This is a genomic window from Alterinioella sp. B-7 (assembly GCF_056857775.1).
Genome location: NZ_JBSXNT010000026.1, coordinates 62,373 through 86,893 on the forward strand (window position 1 = coordinate 62,373; position 24,521 = coordinate 86,893).

The window sequence follows — 24,521 nt, forward strand, 5'->3', positions numbered from 1 at the left end:
GCGCGCCTACCCCTCGACCTCGTCCAGCCCGTAGGCGACCCAGACGGCGGCCAGCGACATCGCGGCGAAGGCCGTCAGCGTCACGACCGCTCCGGCGATGGAGGCCAGCGCGCCGAACAGGCCCGAGCCAAGCAGCACGATCCCGATCACGGTGTTGGACACCGCCGTATAGGCCGCGCGTCTGTCCTCGGGGGCCATGTCGACCAGGTAGGTTGAGCGCCCCTGCCGCACGCCGTGATAGGCGAGCATCAGGGTGAAGAGGACCAGCGGCAGCGCCCAGATCGTGCCGGAAAGCCCGGCGAGATCCAGCGCCACAGCCCCCGCCAGCGCCACGCCGCCGACAAGGCCCGACAGGATCAACACCTTGCGGCTGGAGCGATCCGCGATCCGGCCCCAGATATAGGAGCTGAGGAAGGCCGCAATGGACGAGGCCAGCACCAGCGCGCCAAGCCGGTCGAACGTGCCCTGCCCGGCTTGCGCCCCCAGAAGCACCAGGTATGGCGGGGCCAGCGCCGTGGCGGTCAAGAGCCCGCGCGCGAGGATGAAGCGGGTCAGCTGCGGATCTTCGCGCAATAGCGACAATTGCCCAAGCGGTGCGCCCTCCCCGGCCTCGCCCGGTGCGGGGTCCTCATGCAGGGTTGAAAAAAGCAGCGCCGCACAGCCCCACAGTATTGCGGCCAAAGACACCGCGCCGATCACCAGACCGACCCGCGAGATCCAGCCCGACATGAGCAGGAGCGCGAAGAGCACGACCGCCCCCGCACCCACCGAACTGGCCAGCCCCTTGGCCGAGCCGCGCCGCCCCTTGTCGACGGTCTTGCCCAGGATGTCCTTGTAGCTGACCGAACAGATGCTGCGGCTGACCGCCAGCACCGCCAGAAGCGCGCAGATCGCGGCCCCCGCCGCCGCGCCCGAGAGCGTCAGCGCCGCAAGCACGATCCCCGCCGCCGCCGCCCCCTGCCCGACCGAGCCCGCCACCCAGGCCCATTTGCGCCGCGCCATCGCATGAACACGCGGGGCCGCGAACAGTTGTGGCAGCAGCGCACCCGCCTCGCGGATCGGAACAAGCAGGCCCACGAAGAGGCTGGAGGCCCCCAGATGCGTCAGGAGCCAGGACAGCACCAGTTTCGGGTCGATCAGCCCGTCGGCGATCTTGGTCATCGAGAGCGACCCGGCATGGCGCAGGAAACTGCCCGCCTCATGCGCCCGCGCCGCGTCCGTGAGGTCGCCGGGGCTGTCGCTTTCGTCGGTCAGCGCCTCGAACAGGGTTTCCTCAAAACTGGTATCGGCCATACTGGTCCCTTTTGAAATCAGGCGCTACGCAATAGAGAGAGAATAGCCCCACGCCGGAGAAGTTCCATGTCCGCATCCGTTTTCGCCCTGCCCTCGGGCTATATCGACGCCCATCATCACATCTGGGCGCCCGAGACGCGCGGGGCCGAGATCGGCTATGGCTGGCTGCGCGATATCGGTGCGGCGAAGCCCTTTGGCGACCCGACCCCGATCCAGCGCGATTACCTGATGGCGGAGTTCCTGAACGAGGCCAAGACACGCCCCCGCGCCTCGGTTCATGTCCAGACCGATGGCGCCCTGCCCGATCCGGTGGCGGAAACCGCCTTTGTGCAGGCCGAGGCGGATGCGGCGGGCCATGCGGTGGCCATTATCGGGCTCGCCGATCTCAGCGCCCCCGATCTGGGCGATCTGCTGGCGCGGCATGGCAGCTATCCCGGCTTTCGCGGCGTGCGGCAGATCGTGGCGCGGTTGGAGGGCAATCCGGGGCTGAGCTTCGCGCCACGGGATTTCCTGGCGGATGCGCAGTGGCGCGAGGGGCTGAAGCGGATCGAGGGCCTCGGGCTGTCCTTCGACCTGCAACTCTACCCCGAACAGGCCGGGGCCGCGTGCGAGGCGCTGGCCGCCACCCCCGACCTCACCGTGATCATCGACCATGCGCTCAGCCCGCATGATGCCAGCCCCGCCGGGTTCGCGCGCTGGAAAGAGGCCGTGGCGATGATGGCCGCGCGGCCCCGGACCTGTATCAAGCTGTCGGGCTTCGGCATGTTCCGGCCCGATTGGGCCGAGACCGGCGCCTTCGCCCCGCATATCGGGCATATTCTGGCGGAGTTCGGCGCGGGACGGGTCATGTGGGGCAGCAATTACCCGGTGGAAAAGCTGGCCGCGCACTATGAAACTTGCCTGAAGGCGGTCGCGGATCAAGTGCCGGATCACGACCGCAAAAGTGTTTTTTATCACTCAGCAACAAATACTTACAGTCTGACCTTAACCTAGTGCATAACCCGCGCCGCGCACCGTGCGGATGGGGTCTTCGCCGCCCGCCGCGCCAAGCGCCTTGCGCAGCCGCCCGATATGGACATCGACCGTGCGGGTATCGACATAGACATCGCGGCCCCAGACCCGGTCGAGCAACTGATCGCGGCTCCAGACCCTGCCGGGGCGCTCCAGGAACACGGCCAGCAACCGGTATTCGGTCGGCCCGAGCGAGACCTCCCGCCCGTTCCGGCTGACCCGGTGTTCGGTCATGTCCATGGCGATGTCGCCATAGCTCAGCACCTCGCCCACGGCGGCGGGGCGGGTGCGGCGCAACTGGGTGCGGATGCGTGCCAGCAGCTCGGCCACCGAATAGGGCTTGATCATGTAATCATCGGCCCCGGTTTCCAGCCCGCGCACCTTGTCGACCTCTTCCGAGCGGGCGCTCAGCATGATGACGGGAATCGCGCGGGTGTCCTTGCCGGTCTTCAACTGGCGGCAGATTTCCAGGCCCGAGACATGCGGCAACATCCAGTCCAGCACGATCAGGTCGGGCGGGGTCTCACGCACGAGGTCCAGCGCGATATCGCCCGCATCCGCCGATGCCACCTCATATCCTTCGGCGCGCAGGTTATAGGCCAGCACCTCGCGCTGCGCCGCCTCATCCTCGACCACGAGGATCAGCGGCTCACCCGGCATCCGGCGCCCCCGTCGCGGTGGCATCGCCCTTCTCGCGGTCGTCGTCCGGGTAGGCCCCGTCGACAAGGTAGATTACCTGTTCGCAGATCGAGGTGACGTGATCGCCCATGCGCTCGATGTTCTTGGCGATGAAATGCAGGTGCATGCAGGGCGTGATGTTGCGCGGATCCTCCATCATGAAGGTCAGGTATTCGCGGAACAGGCCCGAATACATCTGGTCCACCTCAAGATCGCGGTCGCGCACGTCGCGGGCAAGATCGACGTCACGCTGGATATAGGCGTCCAGCGCGTCCTTCAGCATCAGTTCCACCAGCCGGGCCATGCGGCGCAGCGATTTCGTCGTGCCCTCGATCTCGTCCATCTCCATCAACACGCCGGTGCGCTTGGCGATGTTCTTGGCGTAATCGCCCATCCGCTCCAGCGCGCCGGAGAGGCGGAAGACCGTCAGCACAGTGCGCAAATCGCCCGCGATGGGTTGGCGCAGCGCGAGGATACGGGCCGCGTCCTCGTTGACGGCATGTTCCAGCGCGTCGATGGGTTTGTCGCCTGCCCTGACCTTCTGGGCAAGCTCCGCGTCGCGGGTTTCCAGCGCCTTCGCAGCATCCGATATTGCCGCCTCGACCAGCCCGCCCATCTTCATGATGCTGGCCTGAATCCCCTCCAGGTCGCGGTCGAAGGCGCGCAGGATATGTGTCTGGTTTTCCATCTCGTCTCTCCGGGGTGGCTCAGCCGATGCGGCCGGTGATGTAGGATTCCGTGCGCGGGTCACTGGGCGTGGTGAAGATATGCTCGGTATCGCCGATCTCGACCAGTTCGCCGAGGTGAAAGAATGCCGTCCTCTGGCTGACGCGGCTGGCCTGCGCCATGGAATGGGTCACGATCACCACGGAAAACCGGCTGCGCAATTCGTCGATCAGTTGCTCCACCTGTGCCGTGGCGATGGGGTCGAGCGCCGAACAGGGCTCATCCATCAGCAGAACCTCCGGCCCGGTGGCAATCGCGCGCGCGATGCACAGGCGCTGTTGCTGGCCGCCCGAAAGGCCGGTGCCGGGGGCCGCCAGGCGGTCCTTGACCTCCTCCCACAGCGCGGCGCGGCGCAGGGATGTCTCGACGATCTCGTCCAGTTCGGCCTTGTTACGCGCCAGGCCGTGGATGCGCGGGCCATAGGCCACGTTGTCATAGATCGACTTGGGGAACGGGTTGGGCTTCTGGAACACCATGCCGACCTTGGCGCGCAGTTGAACGGGGTCTACGCCGGGGGCGTGGATATCCTCGTTATCCAGCAGGATCGTGCCGGTCACGCGGGCGGTGTCGATGGTGTCGTTCATCCGGTTCAGGCAGCGCAGAAAGGTGGATTTGCCACAGCCCGACGGCCCGATGAAGGCGGTCACGGTCTTGTCGGGGATCTCGACATCGACGCCCTTGATGGCGTGGGTGTCGCCATAGAAGACGTCGACGCCCTGCGCCGAGAATTTGGAGGCGGTCACGGTGGCATCTGTCACGGTCATATCTCTCATCTCATGCCCCTCTTACCAGCGGCGTTCAAAGCGGCGGCGCAACAGCACCGCGATCAGGTTCATGGCGACCAGGAAGACCAGCAGCACGATGGTCGCCCCCGCCGCGCGTTCGACGAAACCCGGATCGGCGCGCTGTGTCCAGTTATAGACCTGCACCGGCAGCGCCGAGGCGGGATCGAACAGCCCCTCGGGCGGCATGTCGGGATATTCGCGCACGAAGGCCACCATGCCAATAAGCAACAAGGGCGCGGTTTCGCCAAGCGCCTGCGCAAGACCCAGGATGGTGCCGGTCAGGATACCGGGGGCGGCCAGCGGCAGCACATGGTGGAACACCGCCTGCATTTTCGACGCGCCAAGACCAAGCGCCGCGGAGCGGATCGAGGGCGGCACGGCGCGCAGGGCGGCGCGAGTGGCGATGATGATGGTCGGCAGCGTCATCAGCGTCAGGACGAGACCGCCGACGATGGGGGCCGATTGCGGCAGCCCCGCGAGGTTGATGAAGATCGCGAGGCCGAGGATGCCGAAGACGATCGAGGGCACGGCGGCGAGGTTCGAGATATTGACCTCGATGATATCGGTCAGGCGGTTCTTGGGGGCGAATTCCTCAAGATAGATCGAGGCCGCGACGCCGATCGGCAGCGCCAGCACAAGAACCACCCCGATCATGTAGAGCGAGCCCAGGATCGCCACGCCAAGCCCCGCCGCCTCGGGCCGCTGGTCCGAGGCATCGGGGCCGGTCAGGAAGGCCCAGTTCCATCGCGTCTCCATCATGCCGGCATCGGCCATCGCCTGCGCCAGCCGGATCTGTGCGGGGCTGACATTGGCGTCGCGCTCGGCGCTTTCCAGCGTCACGCGGCCCTTGAAATAGCCGTCGATCCGGCCACTTGCCAGCATCTCAAGCTCCAGCGTCTCGCCCAGGATGTCGGGGTTGGCCAGCACCATGGCGCGGACCTGCGCCGGGGCCTCCTGGCTGATCATGCCCATCAGGGCCTGCGGGCTGACTCCGGTCAGGTCGATCCCCTCGGCTTGCAGGTGCATCTGCAAGGATTGCGCCAGCAGGGGCGCGTAGCCGAAGGTCGTTACGCGGGCCATTTCGGCGGGGTCGCGGTTGCCATCGGGGTCCAGCCGGTCGGCACTCAGCGTCACGGGGATGGTCAGGTAGGTCTGGCGGAACGCGCCCGCGCCGTTGCCGATGACCGAGATCACCAGAAGCGCCAGCGCCGCCAGCCCGGTGATCACGGCGGCAAGGCCGAAGGCACGGAACCGGGCCTCGGCGCGATTGCGGGCCCTGGTGCGCGGGTCGGCGGTCAGAAGGGAACTGGTCTGGGTCATTCATACTGCTCCCGGTAGCGGCGCACGATGTAAAGCGCGAGGATGTTGAGGCAGAGCGTGATCGCGAAGAGGGTCAGGCCAAGCGCGAAGGCAACCAGCGCCTCGGGGCTGGAAAAATCGGTGTCCCCCGTTAACTGGCCCACGATCTTGACGGTCACGGTGGTCATCGCCTCGAACGGGTTGAGGCTGAGACGCGCCGCCGCCCCTGCCCCCATCACCACGATCATGGTCTCGCCGATGGCGCGCGATGTCGCCAGAAGGACCGCGCCGACAATGCCCGGAAGGGCCGCGGGCAGAATCACCTGGCGCACGGTCTCGGATTGCGTGGCCCCAAGCCCGTAGGCCCCGTCACGTAAAGATTGCGGGACCGCGTTGATGATGTCGTCCGACAGGGACGAGACGAAGGGAATGAGCATGATGCCCATGACCAGCCCCGCCGTCATCACCGAGGAGGACGAGGTGCCAAGCCCCATCGGTGCCGCGAACCAGTCGCGCAGCAGCGGCCCGACCGTGATCAGCGCGAAAAGGCCGTAGACGATGGTGGGAATGCCCGCCAGAACCTCGATCAGCGGCTTGGCGATGGCGCGAAAGCGCGGGCCCGCATATTCGGCCATGTAGATCGCCGCGAAAAGCCCGACGGGAACGGCCACCAGAAGCGCGATGAAGGTGATGTAGAGCGTGCCCCAAAGCAACGGGATCAGGCCAAGCTCGGAGCCGCCCTCGAAACTGGGGATCCATTCCAGGCCAAAGAAGAACTGCTGCCAGGGGTAGAGGCTGAAGAAATCCGCCGTTTCCACCAGCATCGAGGCGACGATACCGAAGGTCGTCAGGATCGCGATGGAGGAGGCGGTGATGAGGCCCGCGAGGATGCAGCGCTCCAACGCCGTGCGGGCGCGGAAATCGGGCGTGATGCGGATCAGCGCGAGGCCAAGGCCGATCACGGCCAGGACCGGGGCCAGGATCGTGCCGCCGGGCCAGGCCATGAGCGCCAGGACCAGCAGGGCAAACCCGGGGATCAGGGCCGCCAGCGCGGTGATCGCGCCATAGGCATGCGGCAGGGAATGCAGCGCGGCGGGACTGCCCCCGGTCAGACGCAGGGCGCGCGCGCGGCCAAGCCAGTAGCCTGCAGCGCCAAGGGCGAGAGTGGCGGCGATGATCCAGAGAAGCGGCATATCGGGGATCCGTCAAAAGGAGTGGGGGCAGGACACGCGCCCTGCCCCCCTTTGACCCGGTTCGGGTCGGCTTACATCGCGTCCATGGTGGTGCCGTTCGCGACCACCGCCTGCGTCGCGGCAAGCTCGGGGTCGGAGACCAGCCCATAGGCGGCCAGCGGGCCCCAGGGGCCGGCGATCTCATCGGAAACGAAGAACTCGGCATATTCGCGCAGGCCGGGGATCACGTCCAGATGGTCGGCCTTGATGTAGAAATACAAGGGCCGCGAGACCGGGTATTCGCCGCTGGCGATGGTCTCGGTCGAGGGCACGACATCGTTCATCGTGGCAACCTGCAGGGAGGCCGTGTTGTTCTGGTAGAAGGACAGGCCGAACACGCCGATGCCTTCGGGGTTGGCCGAGATGCGGGCCAGCGTTTCGGTGTAGTCGCCGTCGATATCGACCGAGACACCGTCGCCGCGGATGGACATGCAGGTTTCCTCGGCCGCGTCTTCATCGCCGCCGTTGATGTCCAAGATGGCCTCATAGGCGCCGCTGTCCTCGCAGCCCTGCAAGATCACCTTCTCGTCGAAGACCTCGCGGGTGCCGTGGCGGGTGCCGGGGATGAAGGCGGCGATCTCCTGCGCGGGCAGGTCGGGGTTCACTTCGTTCCAGGCCGTGTTCGGGTTGGCGACCATCGCACCATCCATGGGCAATTCGGCGGCCAGCGCCTGGTACCAGTCGGCGGGGGTGAATTCGAACGACGGGCCGTTGATGTCCGAGGCGAAGACGATGCCGTCATAGCCGATGCGCACTTCGATGATCTCGGTCACGCCGTTTTCGGCGCAGGTCGCGATCTCGCTTTCGCGGATCGGGCGCGAGGAGTTGGCGATGTCGGTGGTGGTCTCGCCCACGCCTTCGCAGAAGCGGCGCAGACCGGTCGAGGAACCGCCCGATTCGACCACCGGGGTCGGGAAATCGAAGTTCTCGCCGAAGGCCTCGGCAACGATGGTGGCATAAGGCAGAACCGTGGACGACCCCGCGATCTGCACGTTGTCGCGGCTTTGCGCGGCGGCGGCGGTGGCGGTCACGGCCAGGATGGCCAGGGCGGAAGCGGTGGAATAGGCGATAGACATGGCTCAGAGTTCCCTCAGGTTTTTGTCAGACGGGCCCCGCGATACAGTTCGCGGCCCCTGCCCCGCCACTAAAGACGTCGCGCTGAGGTTTTGTGACGGCGATGTAACAGTTTCATGACAAGGCGGGTCGAATTGGGCGGCTGACCGAAAAAACCATCCGCGGGCCCTTAATCGGCGCTGCCTTTCGGAAGGAAGACGCTGAACACGCTGCCCTCGCCCGTCCGGCTCCTGATCGTCAGCTTGCCCTGGTGCCGGTTGAGGATATGTTTCACGATCGCCAGCCCCAGGCCGGTCCCCCCCATCGCGCGGCTGCGGTGGCTGTCGACACGGTAGAAGCGCTCGGTCAGGCGCGGCAGATGGGCGGGCTCGATCCCGGCCCCCCGGTCGATCACGTCGACGCGCAGATGCGGGTGGCGAAAGCCCGGACCGGCGGCGGCCTCGCTCAGCGCCAGCGTCACGGGCCGATTCGGGCCACCGTATTTCAGCGCGTTCTCGGTCAGGTTCACGAAAACCTGGGTCAGCTGATCGCGGTCGCCGGGGATCGGCGCGGGCGTCTCGCCCGTGATCTCCAGCTTTGACCCCTGCGCCTCGGCCTGGCCCTTGAGGGTGGCGGCCACGCCCTCCAGCACGCCGCGCAGATCGACAGGATGCGCGGGGCGTTGGCGCTCGGTGCCCTCGACCCGCGCAAGGCTGAGAAGGTCCGAGACCAGCCGGTTCATGCGCTGCGCCTCCTCCTCCATGATGTCCAGAAACCGCATCCGCGCCTCGGGATCGTCGCGGGCCGGGCCGCGCAGGGTCTCGATGAACCCCATCAGCGCGGTCAGCGGGCTGCGCAATTCATGGCTGACATTGGCGACGAAGCCGCGCCGCATCTCCTCGGCCTCGCCGATATGGGTGACATCGGCGAAATGCAGCAGGCCCGCGCCCTCGGTCAGCCGCGTGATTGTGACCCGGTAAAGCACGTCGCGGCCCCGTTGCGTGCGGGTAAAATCGGCGTGGCCCTCGCCCTCGCCGCCCAGAACCGCCGCGATGGCGGCCAGAACCGGGGGCTGGCGCAGCACCGCGCCGTGATCGCGGCCAAGCGCCCAATCCCCGAAGAGGTCGCGCGCCGCCGGGTTCATATCGGTGATCAACCCATCCGCCCCGATCACGATCATCGGGTCGGGCACGCCGCGCAGGATCAGGGGCAGGTCGGGCATGGTGTCCTAGACCGCTGCCGCCGCCGCGCAACCGGCGCCGAAATCGGCCTTGAGGATCTCGATCTCCTCGATGCCCACCGAGATGCGGAAGAAGCCTTCCGACATGCCCAGTTCCGCGCGCTGCTCCGGCGTCATGACCCGGTGCGAGGAGGTTGCGGGATGGCTGAGCGTGGTGCCGACATCGCCGAGCGTGGGGGCAAAGGCGACCTCGGGCATGGCCTCGACCAGAGCGTTGGTCTGCGCCCGCCCGCCTTTGATCTCGAAGCTGACCATGTTGCCGTATTGCCCGCCCAGAAGTGCCTTGGCGCGGGCGTGGTCGGGATGGTCCGACCGGCCCGGATAGAGCACGCGAACCACACCCGGCTGATCGGCCAGGAAATCGGCCAGCGCCGCCGCGTTTGCCTGCGCCCGGTCAAAGCGCAGATCGAAGGTGAAGAGGCCACGTTCGGCCAGCCAGCATTCATTCGGGCTCGGCGTCAGGCCGGTGGTGACGGCAAAGACGCGCATGGCCCGCGTCAGGTCAGGGTCCTTCGCCACGACATAGCCAAGCGTCACGTCGGAATGGCCTGCAAGCAGCTTGGTGACGGAATGGATGACGATATCGGCACCGTGGTCAAAGGGCCGGTAGGCGCGCGGCGTGGTGAAGGTGTTGTCGACGGCCAGCCACACGCCGTGACGCTTTGCGATCTTGGCAATCGCGGCCATGTCGGCCACGCGCAGGGTCGGGTTGGAGACGACCTCGACCAGGATCATCTTTGTCTCGGGCCGGATCGCGGCCTCGATGGCGGCGGCATCGGTGGGGTCTGTCAGGCTGGTCTCGATCCCGAAGCGCGGCAGGTCTTCACGCATCATCCGCAGCGAGCGGCCATAGAGCTGATCGCCGCCGATGACGTGGTCGCCTGCCTTCAGAAGCCCCATGAGCGCCGCGGTAACGGCGGCCATGCCCGATCCGGTGACGATGCCGCCCGTCCCGCCTTCCAGCATGTCGATCTTGGCAGCGAGGACATCGGCGTTGGGATGGCCTTCGCGGGCATAGGTATAGCCCGCCTCGCGGCCTTCATATTGCGCGTCCAGCATGTCGGGCGAGGGCGAGGCGTAGACCACCGATTGCTGGATCGGCGTCACCACGGCGCGGCTGACACTATCGGGGAAGGCCAAGCGGCGGATCAGGGTCTGGGGGGTGTTGCGTCGGGTCATCACTGCACTTTCGGAGAGGGGCAATTTTTCGGAAAAATTGGGCCAAATTCTTGCAAAGAATTTCGGCCCGGTGTCACGGACGCACAGTTCCATCACCCGTGACGAGATATTTGAACGAGGTCAGCTGTTCCGCCCCGACCGGCCCGCGCGCATGCAGCTTGCCGGTGGCGATGCCGATCTCGGCCCCCATCCCGAACTCGGCCCCGTCGGCGAACTGGGTCGAGGCGTTGCGCATCAGGATCGCGCTGTCGAGCCGCTGGAAGAAGCGCGCGGCGGCCTCGTCATCCTCAGTGATGATGGCATCGGTGTGGTTCGAGCCGTAGGTCCGGATATGGGCGATGGCCGCGTCGATATCATCGACCACGCGGGCGGCGATGATCATGTCCAGGAACTCCTGTCCGAAATCCTCCGGAGCAGCCGCGGAGACCCCGTCGATGGCCTGCAGCGTCGCGTCGCCGCGCACATCGACACCGGCGCTGATCAATGCGCGGATCACGCCCTGCCCGATCGTGTCCAGCACCTGCCGGTGGATCAGCAGGCATTCCGCCGAACCGCAGATGCCGGTGCGCCGCGTCTTGGCGTTCAGCACGACGTCCAGCGCCTTGACCGGGTCTGCGGCGGCGTCGACATAGACATGGCAGATGCCTTCGAGATGGGCAAAGACCGGCACCCGCGCCTCGCGCTGGACCAGCCCGACCAACCCCTTGCCGCCGCGCGGCACGATGACATCGACCGTGTCGGTCATGGTCAGGAGCGCCGAGACCGCCGCCCGGTCGCGGGTCGGCACAAGCTGGATCGCATCCTCGGGCAGGTCGGCGGCGCGCAGGCCCTGGCGCAGGCAATCGGCCAGCAGGGCGGAGCTGTTGAGGCTCTCCGAGCCCCCGCGCAGGATCACGGCATTGCCCGATTTCAGGCAGAGCGCGCCGGCATCCGCCGTCACGTTGGGGCGGCTTTCATAGATCACGCCGATGACGCCGAGCGGCGTGCGGACGCGGCTGATATGCAGGCCCGAGGGCCTGTCCCATTCCGCGATCACCGCGCCGACGGGATCATCCTGCCCCGCCACGGCGCGCAGACCGTCGGCGATGGATTTCACCCGCGCTTCATCCAGCAGCAGCCGGTCCATCATCGCCTCCGACAGCCCCTTGTCGCGACCAAACTCCAGGTCCTTGGCATTGGCCGCGATGATCTCGGCGCGGCGCTTCCAGACCGTATCGGCGGCAGCGTTCAGCGCCTTGGCCTTGGCCTCTGACGGGGCGAAGGCCAGCGTGGCAGCGGCGGCTTTCGCGCGCGCGCCCATCTCGTCCATCAGGGCGGGGATGTCGGCATGGTCTTTCATGAGTGAGGCTCCGGGACGTGTTGCGGGCGGATTATGAGTATTTGGGACCAAGAAGATAGGGGGATCAGAGGGCCATGTCATCGCGGTGAATGAGGGCGGCGCGGCCGGGATAGCCGAGGATCTCCTCGATCTCGGACGACCTGTGACCGGCGATGGCGGCGGCCTCCTGGGCGGTGTAACGGGTCAGGCCGAGGCCGAGGCGGAGCCCGTCGGGGCCTGCCAGAGTCACGGGGTCACCGCGCCGGAAGCTGCCGGTGACGGTGGTGACGCCCGCGGGCAAGAGCGACTTGCCACGGGCTAGGGCCGCCACGGCACCTGCATCCAGCGTCACGGTGCCGCGCGGTTTCATCGCGGCGATCCAGTGCTTGCGCGCGGTCTGCGGGTCCTGCGTCGCGGTGAACCAGGTGGCGCGGGCACCGGTTTCCATCGCGCGAAGCGGCTCCATCACCGAGCCCTCGGCGATCGCCATGGCGCAGCCCGCCGCCGTCGCGGTGCGCGCGGCCATCAGCTTGGTCTTCATGCCGCCCTTGCTGAGGCCCGATCCCGCGTCGCCCGCCATCGCCTCGATCTCGGGGGTAATCATGTCGATGACGGGGAAGAAACTTGCGCCTGGGTCAGTCGTCGGGTTGGCGGAATAGAACCCGTCCACATCCGACAGGAGCACCAGCTGATCCGCCCCCGCCATCGCCGCCACATTCGCCGCCAGCCGGTCATTGTCGCCATAACGGATCTCATCCGTCGCCACGGTGTCGTTCTCGTTGACGATGGGCACCACGCCGAGATTGAGCAGCATCGCCAGCGTGTTGCGCGTGTTGAGGTAGCGGCGGCGATCGGCGCTGTCCTCCAGCGTCAGGAGCACCTGCGCGGTGCGGATGTCATGCGGGTCCAGCGCCTCTTCATAGGCGCGCGCCAGGCGGATCTGGCCGACGGCGGCGGCGGCCTGGCTCTGTTCGAGCGAGAGCTGGCCATTGCCGAGGGTCAGGACCGAGCGGCCAAGCGCGATGGAGCCCGACGAGACCAGGACGACATCGGTGCCGCGTGCCTTGATCCGGGCCACGTCGCGGGCCAGGCCGTGCAGCCAATCGGCCCTGAGCGCCCCGGTCTGGCGATCCACCAGAAGGGCCGAGCCGATCTTGATCACCAGCCGGCGCGCATCGCTCAGGTTCAGGGCTGCCATGTCTCGGGCTCTTCCTTGTCCTCGCGCAGGCGCAACCGGTCGGCGTCGATGCGCGAGCGCAGGGCGCGCAGAACCTCGATGAGGCCGGTATGTGCTGCGCCAGACATCGCCATGACGGGGCCCGCCACGGTCTCCAGCGCGGCGGTCTTCTCGGCCAGCTCTTCCTCGCTCAGGGCGTCGATCTTGTTCAGCACGGTCAGGCGGGGCTTGTCCGACAGCGCCGGGCCATAGGCTTCGACCTCGTGAATAATGGTTCGGTAATCCTCGACCACATCCTCGGCCGTGCCGTCAATGAGGTGCAGCAGGACCGCGCACCGTTCGACATGGCCCAGGAAGAGGTCGCCAAGCCCCCTGCCCTCATGCGCGCCCTCGATCAGGCCCGGAATATCGGCCACGACAAATTCGGCATTGTCGACGCCAACCACGCCCAGGTTCGGGTGCAGCGTCGTAAACGGGTAATCCGCGATCTTGGGCCGCGCGTTGGACGTCGCGGCCAGGAAGGTCGATTTGCCCGCATTGGGCAGGCCGAGCAGCCCGACATCGGCAATCAACTTCAGCCGCAGCCAGATCGTGCGCTCAACCCCCGGTTGGCCGGGATTGGCGCGGCGCGGGGCCTGGTTGGTGGAGGTCTTGAAGTGCAGGTTGCCGAAGCCGCCATTGCCGCCGCGCGCCAACAGGTAGGTTTCGCCCAACTCGGTCAGGTCGGCGATGACGGTGTCCTGGTCTTCCTCGAGGATCTCGGTCCCCACCGGCACGCGCAGCACGATATCGGCGCCATCCTTGCCGGTGCGCTGGTTGCCCATGCCGGGCTGGCCGTTCCTGGCGAAGAAATGCTGCTGGTAGCGAAAGTCGATCAGCGTGTTCAGCCCGTCCACCACCTCGACGATCACGTCGCCGCCGCGCCCGCCATCGCCGCCATCGGGGCCGCCATATTCGATGAATTTCTCGCGCCGGAAGGAGACGCAGCCGCCGCCCCCCGCGCCGGAGCGGATATGGACTTTGGCAAGGTCGAGGAATTTCATGGCGCTTACGCTTTCGGATCGGGTCGGGTTGAGGCGATAGAGGCAATCGCGCGCAGGCTCAAGCCCCGTGCGGACCCTCCGCCCGCCCGCCGATCGCCGGCGCCCGCCGCCAATCGGAGGAGAGGGAACCGCGCACCGTCAAAGACGCCGCCGAAAAGGTCGCGTCATCCGGCATGGGGATTTGGCCTCAGGCGAACTTGCGCAGATAGGTCCAGGTCGGCACTTTCGCGCCGCGCGCAACACAGAATGCCTCGGCATCGCCGAGATAGTCGAAGCGCGCATTGGTCAGCACGCGGGCCGAACCGGGATTGTCCTGGAAGACGCTGGCGAACATCGTGTCATTGGTCAGCGGATTGGCCCGGACCATCGCTTTGACGGCCTCGGAGGCAAGCCCGGTGTTCCACATCGCGGGCGCCACCCAATAGCCGATCTCGGCCTGGTTGCGGCTCATCTGTTCCAGGCTGATCACGCCCATCAGCTCCGCGCCGCCCTGTTCCGAGGCGTCCATCGCCCAGACATGTTCCGTGCGGGTCGGCTTTTGCGCCCGCGCCACGAAGGCCTCGGCCACACCGGGGGGCAGCGGATGGGGGATTGTGGTGGTCATCTCGGCCACGCGCCGGTCGGCGGCATAAAGCTCCAACAGGCCGACATCGGACATGCGCAGCGGGCGCAGGACGAAGCGGGGGGTTTCGATGATGGGCTGCTGAACGATAGTTTCCTGTTTCATTCTGTCCCTCCCAGAACAGTGTGGGGTCGGAGCCCCGATTGCCCTTACGTAAATCTGGGGGCGGCAAGATCCGATCGCAAGACCTTGAACGATCAAGGGGGACCGGATGTTGCGCCGATCCCCCTTTGTAACTTGTCAGAAAGGAGCGGCTTATTCAGCGGCCTCGGCCACCGGCAGCACGGAAATGAAGGTGCGGCCCTTGAGGCCCTTGTGGAACTTCACCGACCCCTCGGCGGTGGCGAAGATCGTGTGATCCTTGCCCATGCCGACGCCCTCGCCCGGCCACATCTTGGTGCCGCGCTGACGCATGATGATGTTGCCGGGGATCACGCTCTCGCCGCCGTATTTCTTGACGCCAAGACGACGACCCGCTGAATCGCGGCCGTTCCGGGAGCTACCGCCTGCTTTTTTATGTGCCATGGGTTGGTCTCCTTATTCTGCGAGCTTGGCCTGGGCCTGTTCGACCCAGCCATCGCGTTCGATACGGCCCTTGAAGGACAGCTTTTCCTCGATCTCTTCGATCTGCTCGGGCGTGAACGCCGCGATCTGGGCGAAGGTGGTGACACCCGCCTCATGCAGCTTCTTCTCCAGCGCCGGGCCGACACCGGTCAGCGCCTTCAGGTCGTCGCCACCAGCGGCGGCCGCCGCCTTGGGCGCCTCGGCCTTTTTCGGGGCGGCTTTCTTCGCGGCGGGCTTGGGCGCGGGGGCCGCGGCCTCGGCGGCGGTGCCGCCAATGGCTGCCTTGACGCCGGTCTTGTCGCCGCCCGATGCAAGGATGTCGGTGATCCGCACCAGGGTCAGTTTCTGGCGATGCCCGCGCGTGCGCTGCGAGCCATGCTTGCGGCGGCGCTTGACGAAATTGATCACCTTGTCGCCCTTGATCTGGTCGATCACGGTGGCCTGCACGGCGGCACCGGCGATCGAGGGCGTCCCGAGCGTGGTGGTGTCCCCGCCAAGCATCAAGATCTCGTTGAACTGGATGGTTTCACCTGCATCGGCGGCCAGTTTCTCAACGCGCAGAACGTCACCGGACTGCACCTTGTACTGCTTGCCACCGGTCTTGAGGACCGCAAACATCGTCGTCTTCCTTCTTTTCCCGCGCCCTGCGGCCCCTATAAAGGTGTTGTCGCGGAACCGTTCCGCGCCTCGGGCTGCGTGCCCCGTTTCGGGACATCCGTTGAATAGATCATGTGGACCGTCAGAAAGCCCGCGGTCCGTTAGAGGCCTGCATGTGCCGCAGCCCCGCGCCCAAGTCAAGTCTCAAACCGTGAAAATCCCGCGCAACCTGCCCATCTTCTTGGTCCAAATACTCAAACCCGTCGATTGACGCGCGCACCATCCGCAGACCCGTGGTCACCGCCCCCGCCCCCGGCCCATGGCAATGCGTCCGAAGAAGGGCGCCAGCGGCGCCTGCCGCCCCCCGTCAGATCACAGCGTATCGCCCGACATGAACAGCGCGGCGGTCGTGCCCAGGCGGTAGCTCATGGTCTCGAACACCGCGTCGAACCCTGCGAAAAGCGCGGCATTATAGGCCTGCGCGGCGGGCGTCTCGGAAAAGGCGATATAGGCCTCCATCTCGGCATCGGTGAGGTCTTCATAGGCCATGACCTGGAACGAGTAGAGCCACAGGACCGTGTTGCGGCGGATCTCGGGCTCCTGGCCCCAGACCTCGTTCAGCATCATCGCCGGCGGCAGCGCCTGCTCATAGGCGCCCGCATCCGACATGCCGCGATAGAAGGCGTAGTTCGAGTTCAGCGCGCCCGAGACATTGAGATCGACGAACCCGTTCACCTCGTTGAAGCGGGTCAGCTGTTCGATCCGGGGCGCGTTCTCCTCCAGCATCCGGAAATAGACATCGTTGGCGGCGGTCTCGGTCTCCTCATCGGAAATCGCGCGCCAGGCCTCCAATTCGCCCGCGATGATGCGCTGGCCCAGGTCGGAGGCGAAGAACCGGGTGGCGGCCGAGATCTCGGCCGCGCTCATCCGGTCTTGCGGAAAGCTCTCCACGAAGACCTGTTGCAGGGGGGCCGCGCGGTAATAGCCGCTGAGGATCCCGCGCCACGCCGCGCCGCCGCGACCGGGAAAGAGCGTCTCCTCCAGGTCGACGGCATCCTCCAGCCCGATCTCGGCCAGGATCTCGAAATTCTCCTCCATCTCGACGGCGGCAAAGAGCGCCTGAAGCTCGGGCGAGATCTCCGGCGCGGTCTGCGCCACACCCGGCCCGCTGGCCAGCACGAAGATCAGGGATGTCAGGGCGGCACGAAGCATGGCGGCGGTCCTCTTTCGGGGTCAGGTGTCTGCCGCGCAAGATGGGCAGGCGCGCGCGACAAATCCACCCCATTTTCCGCAAGCCGCCCCGGATCGGCGGGAAAGCGTCACTTCGCCCTTGCACGTCCCGCCCCAAGCCTCTAAATCGCGGCCCACGACCCGGAAAAAGCGCGGAGAGGTGCCGGAGTGGTCGAACGGGGCGGTCTCGAAAACCGTTGTGGGTGCAAGCCTACCCAGGGTTCGAATCCCTGTCTCTCCGCCACTATCCTGCGCCGCGGCATCGGAGTGTGTCGGTCGCGCCCGCGCCGCCCATCTTCCTCGTGGACGCAGATCCCATACCGGTTATTCCTGGTCCGGTCGCCTGACATCCGCCGACGGCGCGTCAGTCTCCCCGTCAGGGCTCGGCGGATGCCCTGTCCGTTGGCCCGGCTTTCCGCGAGGCGTTCAGCAAAGCCCACACCGGACGGGACAAGCGGGCATGCCTTGCAGCGACGCAGCGGCCCTGCGGGTGATCCCCTGCCCGTCTTCGGCGCAAGCTGCCCAAACCTTGGGCATCGCCCCCAATCCTTGCGCCGCAAATTGGGCAATCGATGTTTCGCGCGCGCCGCGCCAGCGTTTTTCATGGCGCATCGCGGCACGGTGTCGAAGAACCGGACCGATCACGAGACCGTCAACCGGAGCCCGCCATCACCCTCGCTGCCCCCATCCCCTGCGATGCTGCGCTGCCCTTGCAGCCGCGTGCCCGCGGCGCGGTTCGGCTATCCGCGAAAGCGGGGACAGGCGGCAGCCGGATCGACGGGTTGCGCCAGCAGGGATCGCTCAAATGCCTGTTCCCGCGCCGTGACGGGCCAACGCTCGACGCGGTGCTGGTGAACACGGCAGGGGGGCTTACCGGCGGGGACGCCTTCTCGATCGCGGCGCGCGCCGGGGCGGGCAGCGCGCTGACACTGACGACCCAGGCGGCCGAGCGCGCCTATGCCGCACGGTCCGGTGAAACCGCGCGGATCGTGACGCGGCTCGACGTCGCGTCCGGCGCGCGGATGACCTGGCTGCCACAGGAGACGATCCTGTTCGAGGGCTGCGCCCTCAAACGGCGCCTGACCGTCACGCTGGCGCCGGATGCAACGGCGTTGGTGGTCGAACCGCTGGTCTTCGGGCGCAGGGCCATGGGTGAGGAGTTGCGCGCCGCAAGACTCGATGACCGGATCGAGATCCGCCGCGCCGGCAAACCGCTCTACCTCGATGCGATGCGGCTTTCAGGCGATATCGCGGCGCAGCTTGACCGCCCCCATGTCGCGGCGGGCGCGCGGGCGCTGGTGTCGCTCGTCCATGTCGGCCCCGATGCCGAGGCCCGCCTTGCGCCCCTGCGCGCGATGTTGCCCCGCAGCGGCGGTGTCAGCCTGATCGGTGACGATGTCCTGGCTCTGCGCCTGCTGGCCCCTGACAGCCACGCGCTGCGCCAGGTTCTGATCCCGGCGCTCACGTTGCTGACCGGGAAACCCCTGCCCCGATGCTGGATGACCTGAGATGAACCTGACCCCGCGAGAAAAAGACAAGCTGCTGATCTCCATGGCCGCCGAGGTGGCGCGAAAGCGCCTTGCGCGCGGTGTGCTGCTGAACCATCCCGAAGCGATTGCCTTGATCACCGATGCTGTGGTCGAGGGCGCGCGCGATGGCCGCTCGGTCGCCGACATGATGGAAGCCGGCGCGCAGGTCGTGACCCGCGCGATGTGCATGCAAGGCGTGCCCGAGATGATCCGCGAGGTCCAGGTCGAGGCCACCTTTCCCGACGGCACCAAGCTTGTCACCGTTCATGAACCGATCCGCTGAGGAGACCCCGGATGAAAGCCCTTCTGCCCCTTCTTGCGCTTGCCGCGACGCCTGCCGCCGCCGATGTCTCGACGCTCAGCCACAACCACATGCAAGCCCCCGGATGGACCGGACCCGTGCTTTTGCTCGCGGCAACCGTGACACTCGTGCCGGTGACGTGGCGCGTGATCACGAGAGGGCGCGCATGATCCCCGGTGAGCTTTTCCCCGCCGATGGCACGCTGACCCTCAATGAGGGCCGCGCGGCAATCACGCTGATGGTCGCCAATACTGGCGACCGCCCGGTGCAGGTCGGCTCGCATTTCCATTTTGCCGAGGCCAACCACGCCCTGGAGTTCGACCGCGCTGCGGCCCGCGGGATGCGGCTGGACATCGCGGCGGGAACCGCCGTGCGTTTCGAACCCGGCCAACGCCGCGAGGTGAGCCTGATCGATATCGGCGGCGCGCGGCGGGTCTTCGGGTTCAATCAAGCCGTGATGGGACCGCTCTGATGCCCGCGACGCTTTCCCGGTCCGACTATGCCGCGATGTTCGGCCCCACCACCGGCGACCGTCTGCGGCTGGCCGACACCGATCTGATCATCGAGGTCGAGCGCGACCTCACCACCTATGGCGAGGAGGTCAAGTTCGGCGGCGGCAAGGTGATCCGGGACGGCATGGGCCAGTCCCAGACCACACGCGCGGACGGTGCCGTCGATACCGTCATCACCAATGCGCTGATCGTCGACCATACCGGCATCGTCAAGGCCGACATCGGCCTGCGCGACGGCCGCATCGCCGCGATCGGCAAGGCGGGCAACCCGGACACGCAGCCCGGTGTCGATATCGTCATCGGACCGGGCACCGAGGCCATCGCGGGCGAGGGCCGCATCCTGACCGCCGGCGGCTTCGACAGCCATATCCACTTCATCTGCCCGCAACAGATCGAGGATGCACTGCATTCGGGCCTGACCACCATGCTCGGCGGCGGGACCGGGCCCGCGCATGGCACGCTGGCCACCACCTGCACGCCCGGTCCCTGGCATATCGGACGGATGTTGCAGGCAGCGGATGCCTTCCCCATGAACCTCGCCTTCGCGGGCAAGGGCAACGCCTCGCTGCCCGCCGCGCTGGAGGAGCAGGTCAAGGCCGGCGCCTGCGCGCTGAAGCTGCACGAGGATTGGGGCACCACGCCCGCCGCCATCGACTGCTGCCTGTCGGTGGCCGATGCCATGGATGTGCAGGTGATGATCCACACCGACACGCTGAACGAATCCGGCTTCGTCGAAACCACCCTCAAGGCGATGAAAGGCCGCACCATCCACGCCTTCCATACCGAGGGCGCGGGCGGTGGCCATGCCCCGGATATCATCAAGATCTGCGGCGAGGCGCATGTGCTGCCCGCCTCGACCAATCCGACCCGGCCCTTCACCGTGAACACGCTGGAAGAACATCTCGACATGCTGATGGTCTGTCACCATCTCGACAAGTCGATCCCCGAGGACGTCGCCTTCGCCGAAAGCCGCATCCGGCGCGAGACCATCGCCGCCGAGGACATCCTGCACGACATGGGCGCGTTCTCGATCATCGCATCGGACAGCCAGGCCATGGGCCGCGTCGGCGAGGTGATCATCCGCACCTGGCAGACCGCCGACAAGATGAAGAAGCAGCGCGGGCGGCTGGCGGAAGAGACCGGCGAGAACGACAATTTCCGCGTGCGCCGCTATATCGCGAAATACACGATCAACCCGGCCATCGCCCATGGCATCGCGCATGAGATCGGGTCGGTCGAGCCCGGCAAACGCGCCGACCTCGTGCTGTGGGATCCGGCGTTTTTCGGGGTGAAACCGGCCATGGTGCTGATCGGTGGCACCATCGCCATGGCGCAGATGGGCGATCCCAACGCCTCGATCCCGACGCCGCAGCCGGTCTATTCCCGGCCGATGTTCGGGGCCTATGGGCGGGCGGTCGAAAACGCCGCCGTAACCTTCGTCAGCGCGGCGGCGCAAGACGCAGGGATCCGGGAAAGCCTGGGGTTGGCCAAGCACACGCTGGCGGTGGCCGGTACGCGAAAGATCGGCAAATCGGACCTCAAGCTCAACGACGCAACCCCGGTGATGGAAGTTCATCCCGAAACCTACGAAGTGCGCGCCGATGGCGAGTTGCTGACCTGCGCGCCCGCGCAGGAACTGCCCATGGCGCAGCGCTATTTTCTGTTCTGAGGAGGCGAAGATGGATCTTCCCGTAAGCCGCAGCATCATCCATACCCATCACGGCGAAGACCGGGTAACGCTGAGCTATGACGCGCGGTTCCTGCGCCGCAAGGTGCTGACCACCGATAGCGGCGCGCGGTTCCTCGTCGATCTCGAACAGACGACGTCGCTGGATCGCGGCGACGCCTTCGCGCTCGATGACGGGCGGCGGATCGAGGTCGTGCCCGCCGCCGAGGCCCTGCTTGACGTGCGCGGCGATCTCACGCGGCTTGCCTGGCATATCGGCAATCGCCACATGCCCTGCCAGATCGAAGCGAACCGGCTGCTGATCCAGCGCGACCACGTGATCCGCGCCATGCTCGAAACGCTCGGGGCCACGCTGGCCGAGGTCGAGGAAGCCTTTACGCCCGAGGGCGGTGCCTATGGCCACGGGCGCACGCATTCCCATGCACATTGATCCGGTCCTGACCCTGGCCCAGTGGCTGTCGCCCGCCTATCCGGTCGGGGCGTTCGCCTATAGCCACGGTCTGGAAGCGGCGGTCGAGGCGGGCGGGGTGCGCGACGGTGCGACGTTGAAGGACTGGTTGGCAACGGTGCTGTGGCACGGGGCCGGCCATAATGACGCGCTCCTGCTCGCGGCCGCCTGGCATGCCGAGACCAGAGCGGAGCTGGACCGGATCGACGCCTCGGCGCGCGCCTTTGCGGCCTCGCGCGAGCGGCTGCTGGAAAGCGCGCAGCAAGGCACGGCCTTCTGTATTGTGACCGGTGCGATCTGGGATGGCGGGTTCGCGGATTACACCTATCCGGTGGCCATTGGCGCCGCCGCCGCGCGCGAGGCCCTGCCACTGCCATTGACCCAGGCGATGTATCTGCACGCCTTCTTGTCCAATCTCATGGCGGCGGGCCAGCGCCTCCTGCCGGTCGGCCAGACCGAGGGCCAGGCCATGCTTCGCCGCCTGACGGCCCGGATCCCGGCACTGGCCGAGGCAACGGCGAAGGGCGACCTGGCCCGGCTTTCCGGCACCGCCTTCCTCACCGACATCGCCGCGATGCATCACGAAACCCAGACCACGAGGATATTCCGCACATGACCAGCCCCCATGGACCCCTTCGCATCGGCATCGGCGGCCCGGTCGGCGCGGGCAAGACCACGCTCACCGCAGCCCTGGCCGAGATCTTCCGCGAGACCCATTCGATCGGCGTGATTACCAATGACATCTACACCCAGGAGGATGCCGAGGCGTTGACGCGGATGCAGATCCTGCCCTCGGACCGGATCATCGGGGTCGAGACCGGGGGCTGTCCGCACACCGCCATCCGCGAGGACGCCTCGATCAACCTCGCCGCCATCGCACGGATGAACGCCCGCCACGCAGACCTCGATATCGTGCTGATCGAAAGCGGCGGCGACAACCTGTCCGCGACCTTCAGCCCCGAGCTTGCCGACCTCACGATCTACGTCATCGACGTGGCCGCCGGCGAAGAGATCCCGCGCAAGGGCGGGCCTGCGATCACCCGCTCCGATATCCTGGTGATCAACAAGACGGACCTCGCCCCCCATGTCGGCGCCGATCTGGGCGTGATGGAGCGCGATGCGGCACGAATGCGGGGCGATCTGCCGACCGAATTCGCGGCACTGAGGCACCGCAAGGGGATCGAGCAGATCGCAAGGCACATCAAGACTATTGGAGGAGTCTGATCCGGTCCTCCGCCCCTGGGGGAACCTGGCGCCGCGCGTGTGCGTTTGTCGGGAAACCGACCCATGACCGGGAGGGCCCCCATGACCGACGCAACCGCATCCCATAGCGCCACCGCCACGAAGACCGCAGAACTCTATCGCATGGCCATGCCGGGCCATCTCTGCCCGTTCGGGCTGAAATCGCTCTGGCTGCTGAAATGGCATGGCTACGAGGTCGAGGATCACCGGCTGGAAACCCGCGAGAAAACCGATGCCTTCATGGAAAAGGAGGGCGTCAAGACCACGCCGCAGACCTATATCGACGGCAAGCGGATCGGCGGGTTTGACGATCTCAAGGCGCATTTCGGTCACCACGTGCTGGAGGAAGGCGACACCACCTACCAGCCGGTGATCGCCATTTTCGGGGCCGCCGCCCTGATCGCGCTGGCGGTAGTGGCCAACCTCTATGACGGGTTCCCGATCTTCACCTGGCTCAAATGGTTCTTCGCCACCGCCATGGCGGGCCTCGCGATCCAGAAGCTGCGCGACATCGGCGGTTTCGTGAACGGGTTTCTGGGCTATGACCTCCTGGCGCGGCGCTTCGTGCCCTACGCCTATGTCTACCCCGTGGCCGAGCTTTATGCCGCCGTCGGCATGATGGCCCTTTTTGGCACGGGCAGCGCGCTGATCTGGCTGGTGGCGCCCGTCAGCATGTTCATCGGCCTGGTCGGGTCGATCAGCGTGATCAAGGCGGTCTATATCGACAAGCGCGAGATCACCTGCGCCTGTGTCGGCGGCGAGTCCAATGTGCCGCTGGGGATGATCTCGCTGACCGAGAACCTGGTGATGTTGGGGATGGGCATCTGGATGCTTGTGCCGCAGGTGATATGACCGCCTACCCCATGAGCCGCGCGAGGAAAATCGCGCTCATGCCAAACCCGATCAGCGCGATCAGCCAGCGGACGGCCTCGCGCGGCAGGGCGCGGGCAATGGGCGCCCCCAGATAGCCGCCCAGGGTCGCCGCGACCATCATCATCACCGCCTGTGGCCACACGACCAGCCCGGCGACAGCGAAGACCGCCACCGAGATCGCCGACAACGCGAAGCTGAGCCCGGTTTTCAGCCCGTTCATCCGGTGCAGGTCCACCATCCCCCACAGCGCGAAGAGGGCCAGCAGGACAATGCCGAGCCCGCCATTGAAATAGCCGCCATAGATGCTGACCGCGAAGAGGCCCGCCGCGCCCTCGGGCGTCAGGCTGCGGGCGCGGGCGGCGGCCCAGATGCGGATACGGTCGCCGAAGAGGAAGGCCAGCGTTGCGGCCAGCAGCAGGAAGGGCACGACAAGCGAGAACGCCTCGTTCGAGGAGACCAGCAGAAGGCCCGAGCCGACAATGCCCCCCGCCAGCGTGATCAGCGTGAGGCGGATCAGGCGGGCGCGGTCGAACGCGGCCAGTTCCGCCCGGAACCCGAGCGCCCCGCCCAGGTAGCCCGGAAACACCGCCACCGCGCTGGTCGCATTGGCGGCAACCGGCGGCACCCCGGTCAGGACCAGCGCCGGAAAGGTCAGGAAGGTGCCCCCGCCCGCGATGGTGTTCAGGACACCTGCCCCGAAGGCGGCGGCAAGCAGGATGAGGATGTCGAGAACGGGCATGGGCGGCTCCGGGCTGGCGGGGATCGGCCCGTCGCTAAAGCCTTGCGGCTGCGGCGAAGTCAAGCTCTCCGAGTGCGGAATGGGGATGCGGCCCGTCGACGGGCCGCAAGAGCGCTCGGTCGACCGGGCGCCGCCCGCGTGAT

27 protein-coding genes and 1 tRNA gene are annotated in these 24,521 nt (G+C 66.8%); 11 read left to right on the forward strand and 17 right to left on the reverse strand.

Going from position 1 to position 24,521, the window contains the following annotated elements:
- Nucleotides 1-6 precede the first annotated feature (6 nt).
- On the reverse strand, nt 7-1,293 hold the full coding sequence (locus AC13C7_RS06940; RefSeq protein WP_482867020.1) for an MFS transporter: 1,287 nt from the start codon (nt 1,291-1,293) through the stop codon (nt 7-9).
- 66 nt (nt 1,294-1,359) lie between these two features.
- Between AC13C7_RS06940 and AC13C7_RS06945 the strand changes: the two genes are divergently transcribed.
- Entirely contained in the window at nt 1,360-2,286 is a 927-nt protein-coding gene (locus tag AC13C7_RS06945) for an amidohydrolase family protein (RefSeq protein ID WP_482867021.1), read from the forward strand.
- Here AC13C7_RS06945 and phoB read toward each other — a convergent pair.
- The 15 genes from phoB to AC13C7_RS07020 form a co-directional block, all read right to left on the reverse strand.
- Nucleotides 2,278-2,964 carry a phosphate regulon transcriptional regulator PhoB gene (phoB, locus tag AC13C7_RS06950; RefSeq protein ID WP_482867022.1) on the reverse strand — a complete coding sequence of 229 codons (687 nt, stop codon included), beginning with the start codon at nt 2,962-2,964 and terminating at the stop codon, nt 2,278-2,280. The genes AC13C7_RS06945 and phoB overlap by 9 nt on opposite strands.
- The gene (gene phoU, locus AC13C7_RS06955; protein WP_482867023.1) at nt 2,954-3,670 is read right to left on the reverse strand and encodes a phosphate signaling complex protein PhoU; all 717 of its coding nucleotides are present in this window, start codon (nt 3,668-3,670) and stop codon (nt 2,954-2,956) included. Before phoU ends, phoB begins: the two co-directional genes overlap by 11 nt.
- A 19-nt stretch (nt 3,671-3,689) precedes the next feature.
- Nucleotides 3,690-4,481 carry a phosphate ABC transporter ATP-binding protein PstB gene (gene pstB, locus AC13C7_RS06960; RefSeq protein WP_172319165.1) on the reverse strand — a complete coding sequence of 264 codons (792 nt, stop codon included), beginning with the start codon at nt 4,479-4,481 and terminating at the stop codon, nt 3,690-3,692.
- 12 nt (nt 4,482-4,493) lie between these two features.
- Entirely contained in the window at nt 4,494-5,813 is a 1,320-nt protein-coding gene (pstA, locus tag AC13C7_RS06965) for a phosphate ABC transporter permease PstA (RefSeq protein WP_482867024.1), read from the reverse strand.
- Nucleotides 5,810-6,985, reverse strand: coding sequence for a phosphate ABC transporter permease subunit PstC (gene pstC, locus AC13C7_RS06970; RefSeq protein ID WP_482867025.1), 1,176 nt, complete (start codon nt 6,983-6,985; stop codon nt 5,810-5,812). Before pstC ends, pstA begins: the two co-directional genes overlap by 4 nt.
- A 71-nt stretch (nt 6,986-7,056) precedes the next feature.
- Nucleotides 7,057-8,100 carry a substrate-binding domain-containing protein gene (locus AC13C7_RS06975; RefSeq protein ID WP_474888188.1) on the reverse strand — a complete coding sequence of 348 codons (1,044 nt, stop codon included), beginning with the start codon at nt 8,098-8,100 and terminating at the stop codon, nt 7,057-7,059.
- A gap of 167 nt (nt 8,101-8,267) precedes the next feature.
- Nucleotides 8,268-9,299 carry an ATP-binding protein gene (locus tag AC13C7_RS06980; protein WP_482867026.1) on the reverse strand — a complete coding sequence of 344 codons (1,032 nt, stop codon included), beginning with the start codon at nt 9,297-9,299 and terminating at the stop codon, nt 8,268-8,270.
- Between the two features lie 6 nt (nt 9,300-9,305).
- Nucleotides 9,306-10,496, reverse strand: a complete 1,191-nt coding sequence (locus AC13C7_RS06985) for a trans-sulfuration enzyme family protein (RefSeq protein WP_482867027.1) — start codon at nt 10,494-10,496, stop codon at nt 9,306-9,308.
- Nucleotides 10,497-10,569: 73 nt separating this feature from the next.
- Entirely contained in the window at nt 10,570-11,835 is a 1,266-nt protein-coding gene (locus AC13C7_RS06990; RefSeq protein WP_482867028.1) for a glutamate-5-semialdehyde dehydrogenase, read from the reverse strand.
- A 64-nt stretch (nt 11,836-11,899) separates the two neighbouring features.
- A complete protein-coding gene (gene proB, locus AC13C7_RS06995; protein WP_172319179.1) occupies nt 11,900-13,012 on the reverse strand; it encodes a glutamate 5-kinase in 1,113 nt (370 codons plus the stop codon).
- A complete protein-coding gene (gene obgE / locus AC13C7_RS07000; protein ID WP_172319181.1) occupies nt 13,000-14,034 on the reverse strand; it encodes a GTPase ObgE in 1,035 nt (344 codons plus the stop codon). Before obgE ends, proB begins: the two co-directional genes overlap by 13 nt.
- A 187-nt stretch (nt 14,035-14,221) precedes the next feature.
- Nucleotides 14,222-14,761 (reverse strand): GNAT family N-acetyltransferase, encoded by a 540-nt coding sequence (locus AC13C7_RS07005; protein WP_172319183.1) that lies wholly within the window; start codon nt 14,759-14,761, stop codon nt 14,222-14,224.
- A 150-nt stretch (nt 14,762-14,911) separates the two neighbouring features.
- The gene (gene rpmA / locus AC13C7_RS07010; protein WP_172319185.1) at nt 14,912-15,181 is read right to left on the reverse strand and encodes a 50S ribosomal protein L27; all 270 of its coding nucleotides are present in this window, start codon (nt 15,179-15,181) and stop codon (nt 14,912-14,914) included.
- 12 nt (nt 15,182-15,193) lie between these two features.
- Nucleotides 15,194-15,838, reverse strand: a complete 645-nt coding sequence (locus tag AC13C7_RS07015; RefSeq protein ID WP_172319187.1) for a 50S ribosomal protein L21 — start codon at nt 15,836-15,838, stop codon at nt 15,194-15,196.
- 351 nt (nt 15,839-16,189) lie between these two features.
- Nucleotides 16,190-17,029, reverse strand: a complete 840-nt coding sequence (locus tag AC13C7_RS07020; protein ID WP_482867029.1) for a hypothetical protein — start codon at nt 17,027-17,029, stop codon at nt 16,190-16,192.
- A 172-nt stretch (nt 17,030-17,201) separates the two neighbouring features.
- Between AC13C7_RS07020 and AC13C7_RS07025 the strand changes: the two genes are divergently transcribed.
- The 10 genes from AC13C7_RS07025 (at nt 17,202) to AC13C7_RS07070 (ending at nt 23,618) form a co-directional block, all read left to right on the forward strand.
- Nucleotides 17,202-17,291, forward strand: a tRNA-Ser gene (locus tag AC13C7_RS07025).
- A 466-nt stretch (nt 17,292-17,757) separates the two neighbouring features.
- The gene (locus AC13C7_RS07030; RefSeq protein ID WP_482867030.1) at nt 17,758-18,555 is read left to right on the forward strand and encodes an urease accessory protein UreD; all 798 of its coding nucleotides are present in this window, start codon (nt 17,758-17,760) and stop codon (nt 18,553-18,555) included.
- Between the two features lies 1 nt (nt 18,556).
- Nucleotides 18,557-18,859 carry an urease subunit gamma gene (locus tag AC13C7_RS07035; protein WP_446119812.1) on the forward strand — a complete coding sequence of 101 codons (303 nt, stop codon included), beginning with the start codon at nt 18,557-18,559 and terminating at the stop codon, nt 18,857-18,859.
- 11 nt (nt 18,860-18,870) lie between these two features.
- On the forward strand, nt 18,871-19,047 hold the full coding sequence (locus AC13C7_RS07040; RefSeq protein ID WP_482867031.1) for a hypothetical protein: 177 nt from the start codon (nt 18,871-18,873) through the stop codon (nt 19,045-19,047).
- Nucleotides 19,044-19,349, forward strand: a complete 306-nt coding sequence (locus AC13C7_RS07045; RefSeq protein WP_482867045.1) for an urease subunit beta — start codon at nt 19,044-19,046, stop codon at nt 19,347-19,349. The genes AC13C7_RS07040 and AC13C7_RS07045 overlap by 4 nt, the downstream gene beginning before the upstream one ends.
- Nucleotides 19,349-21,058: an urease subunit alpha gene (ureC, locus tag AC13C7_RS07050; RefSeq protein WP_482867032.1), complete on the forward strand. Its 1,710-nt coding sequence runs from the start codon at nt 19,349-19,351 to the stop codon at nt 21,056-21,058. Before AC13C7_RS07045 ends, ureC begins: the two co-directional genes overlap by 1 nt.
- 10 nt (nt 21,059-21,068) lie before the next feature.
- A complete protein-coding gene (locus AC13C7_RS07055; protein ID WP_172319210.1) occupies nt 21,069-21,506 on the forward strand; it encodes an urease accessory protein UreE in 438 nt (145 codons plus the stop codon).
- Nucleotides 21,496-22,140, forward strand: a complete 645-nt coding sequence (locus tag AC13C7_RS07060) for an urease accessory protein UreF (protein ID WP_482867033.1) — start codon at nt 21,496-21,498, stop codon at nt 22,138-22,140. The genes AC13C7_RS07055 and AC13C7_RS07060 overlap by 11 nt, the downstream gene beginning before the upstream one ends.
- Nucleotides 22,137-22,748: an urease accessory protein UreG gene (gene ureG / locus AC13C7_RS07065; protein ID WP_172319214.1), complete on the forward strand. Its 612-nt coding sequence runs from the start codon at nt 22,137-22,139 to the stop codon at nt 22,746-22,748. The genes AC13C7_RS07060 and ureG overlap by 4 nt, the downstream gene beginning before the upstream one ends.
- Before the next feature lie 81 nt (nt 22,749-22,829).
- Complete coding sequence (locus AC13C7_RS07070; RefSeq protein WP_482867034.1) at nt 22,830-23,618, forward strand: MauE/DoxX family redox-associated membrane protein; 789 nt, start codon at nt 22,830-22,832, stop codon at nt 23,616-23,618.
- A 4-nt stretch (nt 23,619-23,622) separates the two neighbouring features.
- Here the strand turns inward: AC13C7_RS07070 and AC13C7_RS07075 are convergent, their stop codons facing one another.
- Nucleotides 23,623-24,378 (reverse strand): sulfite exporter TauE/SafE family protein, encoded by a 756-nt coding sequence (locus tag AC13C7_RS07075; RefSeq protein WP_482867035.1) that lies wholly within the window; start codon nt 24,376-24,378, stop codon nt 23,623-23,625.
- Nucleotides 24,379-24,521: the final 143 nt, after the last annotated feature.

Bases quoted from the DNA above. Each gene is read 5' to 3' on its own strand.
- AC13C7_RS06940 (WP_482867020.1), bottom strand. From the start codon at position 1,293: ATGGCCGATACCAGTTTTGAGGAAACCCTGTTCGAGGCGCTGACCGAC.
- AC13C7_RS06945 (WP_482867021.1), top strand. From the start codon at position 1,360: ATGTCCGCATCCGTTTTCGCCCTGCCCTCGGGCTATATCGACGCCCAT.
- phoB (WP_482867022.1), bottom strand. From the start codon at position 2,964: ATGCCGGGTGAGCCGCTGATCCTCGTGGTCGAGGATGAGGCGGCGCAG.
- phoU (WP_482867023.1), bottom strand. From the start codon at position 3,670: ATGGAAAACCAGACACATATCCTGCGCGCCTTCGACCGCGACCTGGAG.
- pstB (WP_172319165.1), bottom strand. From the start codon at position 4,481: ATGAGAGATATGACCGTGACAGATGCCACCGTGACCGCCTCCAAATTC.
- pstA (WP_482867024.1), bottom strand. From the start codon at position 5,813: ATGACCCAGACCAGTTCCCTTCTGACCGCCGACCCGCGCACCAGGGCC.
- pstC (WP_482867025.1), bottom strand. From the start codon at position 6,985: ATGCCGCTTCTCTGGATCATCGCCGCCACTCTCGCCCTTGGCGCTGCA.
- AC13C7_RS06975 (WP_474888188.1), bottom strand. From the start codon at position 8,100: ATGTCTATCGCCTATTCCACCGCTTCCGCCCTGGCCATCCTGGCCGTG.
- AC13C7_RS06980 (WP_482867026.1), bottom strand. From the start codon at position 9,299: ATGCCCGACCTGCCCCTGATCCTGCGCGGCGTGCCCGACCCGATGATC.
- AC13C7_RS06985 (WP_482867027.1), bottom strand. From the start codon at position 10,496: ATGACCCGACGCAACACCCCCCAGACCCTGATCCGCCGCTTGGCCTTC.
- AC13C7_RS06990 (WP_482867028.1), bottom strand. From the start codon at position 11,835: ATGAAAGACCATGCCGACATCCCCGCCCTGATGGACGAGATGGGCGCG.
- proB (WP_172319179.1), bottom strand. From the start codon at position 13,012: ATGGCAGCCCTGAACCTGAGCGATGCGCGCCGGCTGGTGATCAAGATC.
- obgE (WP_172319181.1), bottom strand. From the start codon at position 14,034: ATGAAATTCCTCGACCTTGCCAAAGTCCATATCCGCTCCGGCGCGGGG.
- AC13C7_RS07005 (WP_172319183.1), bottom strand. From the start codon at position 14,761: ATGAAACAGGAAACTATCGTTCAGCAGCCCATCATCGAAACCCCCCGC.
- rpmA (WP_172319185.1), bottom strand. From the start codon at position 15,181: ATGGCACATAAAAAAGCAGGCGGTAGCTCCCGGAACGGCCGCGATTCA.
- AC13C7_RS07015 (WP_172319187.1), bottom strand. From the start codon at position 15,838: ATGTTTGCGGTCCTCAAGACCGGTGGCAAGCAGTACAAGGTGCAGTCC.
- AC13C7_RS07020 (WP_482867029.1), bottom strand. From the start codon at position 17,029: ATGCTTCGTGCCGCCCTGACATCCCTGATCTTCGTGCTGGCCAGCGGG.
- AC13C7_RS07035 (WP_446119812.1), top strand. From the start codon at position 18,557: ATGAACCTGACCCCGCGAGAAAAAGACAAGCTGCTGATCTCCATGGCC.
- AC13C7_RS07040 (WP_482867031.1), top strand. From the start codon at position 18,871: ATGAAAGCCCTTCTGCCCCTTCTTGCGCTTGCCGCGACGCCTGCCGCC.
- AC13C7_RS07045 (WP_482867045.1), top strand. From the start codon at position 19,044: ATGATCCCCGGTGAGCTTTTCCCCGCCGATGGCACGCTGACCCTCAAT.
- ureC (WP_482867032.1), top strand. From the start codon at position 19,349: ATGCCCGCGACGCTTTCCCGGTCCGACTATGCCGCGATGTTCGGCCCC.
- AC13C7_RS07055 (WP_172319210.1), top strand. From the start codon at position 21,069: ATGGATCTTCCCGTAAGCCGCAGCATCATCCATACCCATCACGGCGAA.
- AC13C7_RS07060 (WP_482867033.1), top strand. From the start codon at position 21,496: ATGCACATTGATCCGGTCCTGACCCTGGCCCAGTGGCTGTCGCCCGCC.
- ureG (WP_172319214.1), top strand. From the start codon at position 22,137: ATGACCAGCCCCCATGGACCCCTTCGCATCGGCATCGGCGGCCCGGTC.
- AC13C7_RS07070 (WP_482867034.1), top strand. From the start codon at position 22,830: ATGACCGACGCAACCGCATCCCATAGCGCCACCGCCACGAAGACCGCA.
- AC13C7_RS07075 (WP_482867035.1), bottom strand. From the start codon at position 24,378: ATGCCCGTTCTCGACATCCTCATCCTGCTTGCCGCCGCCTTCGGGGCA.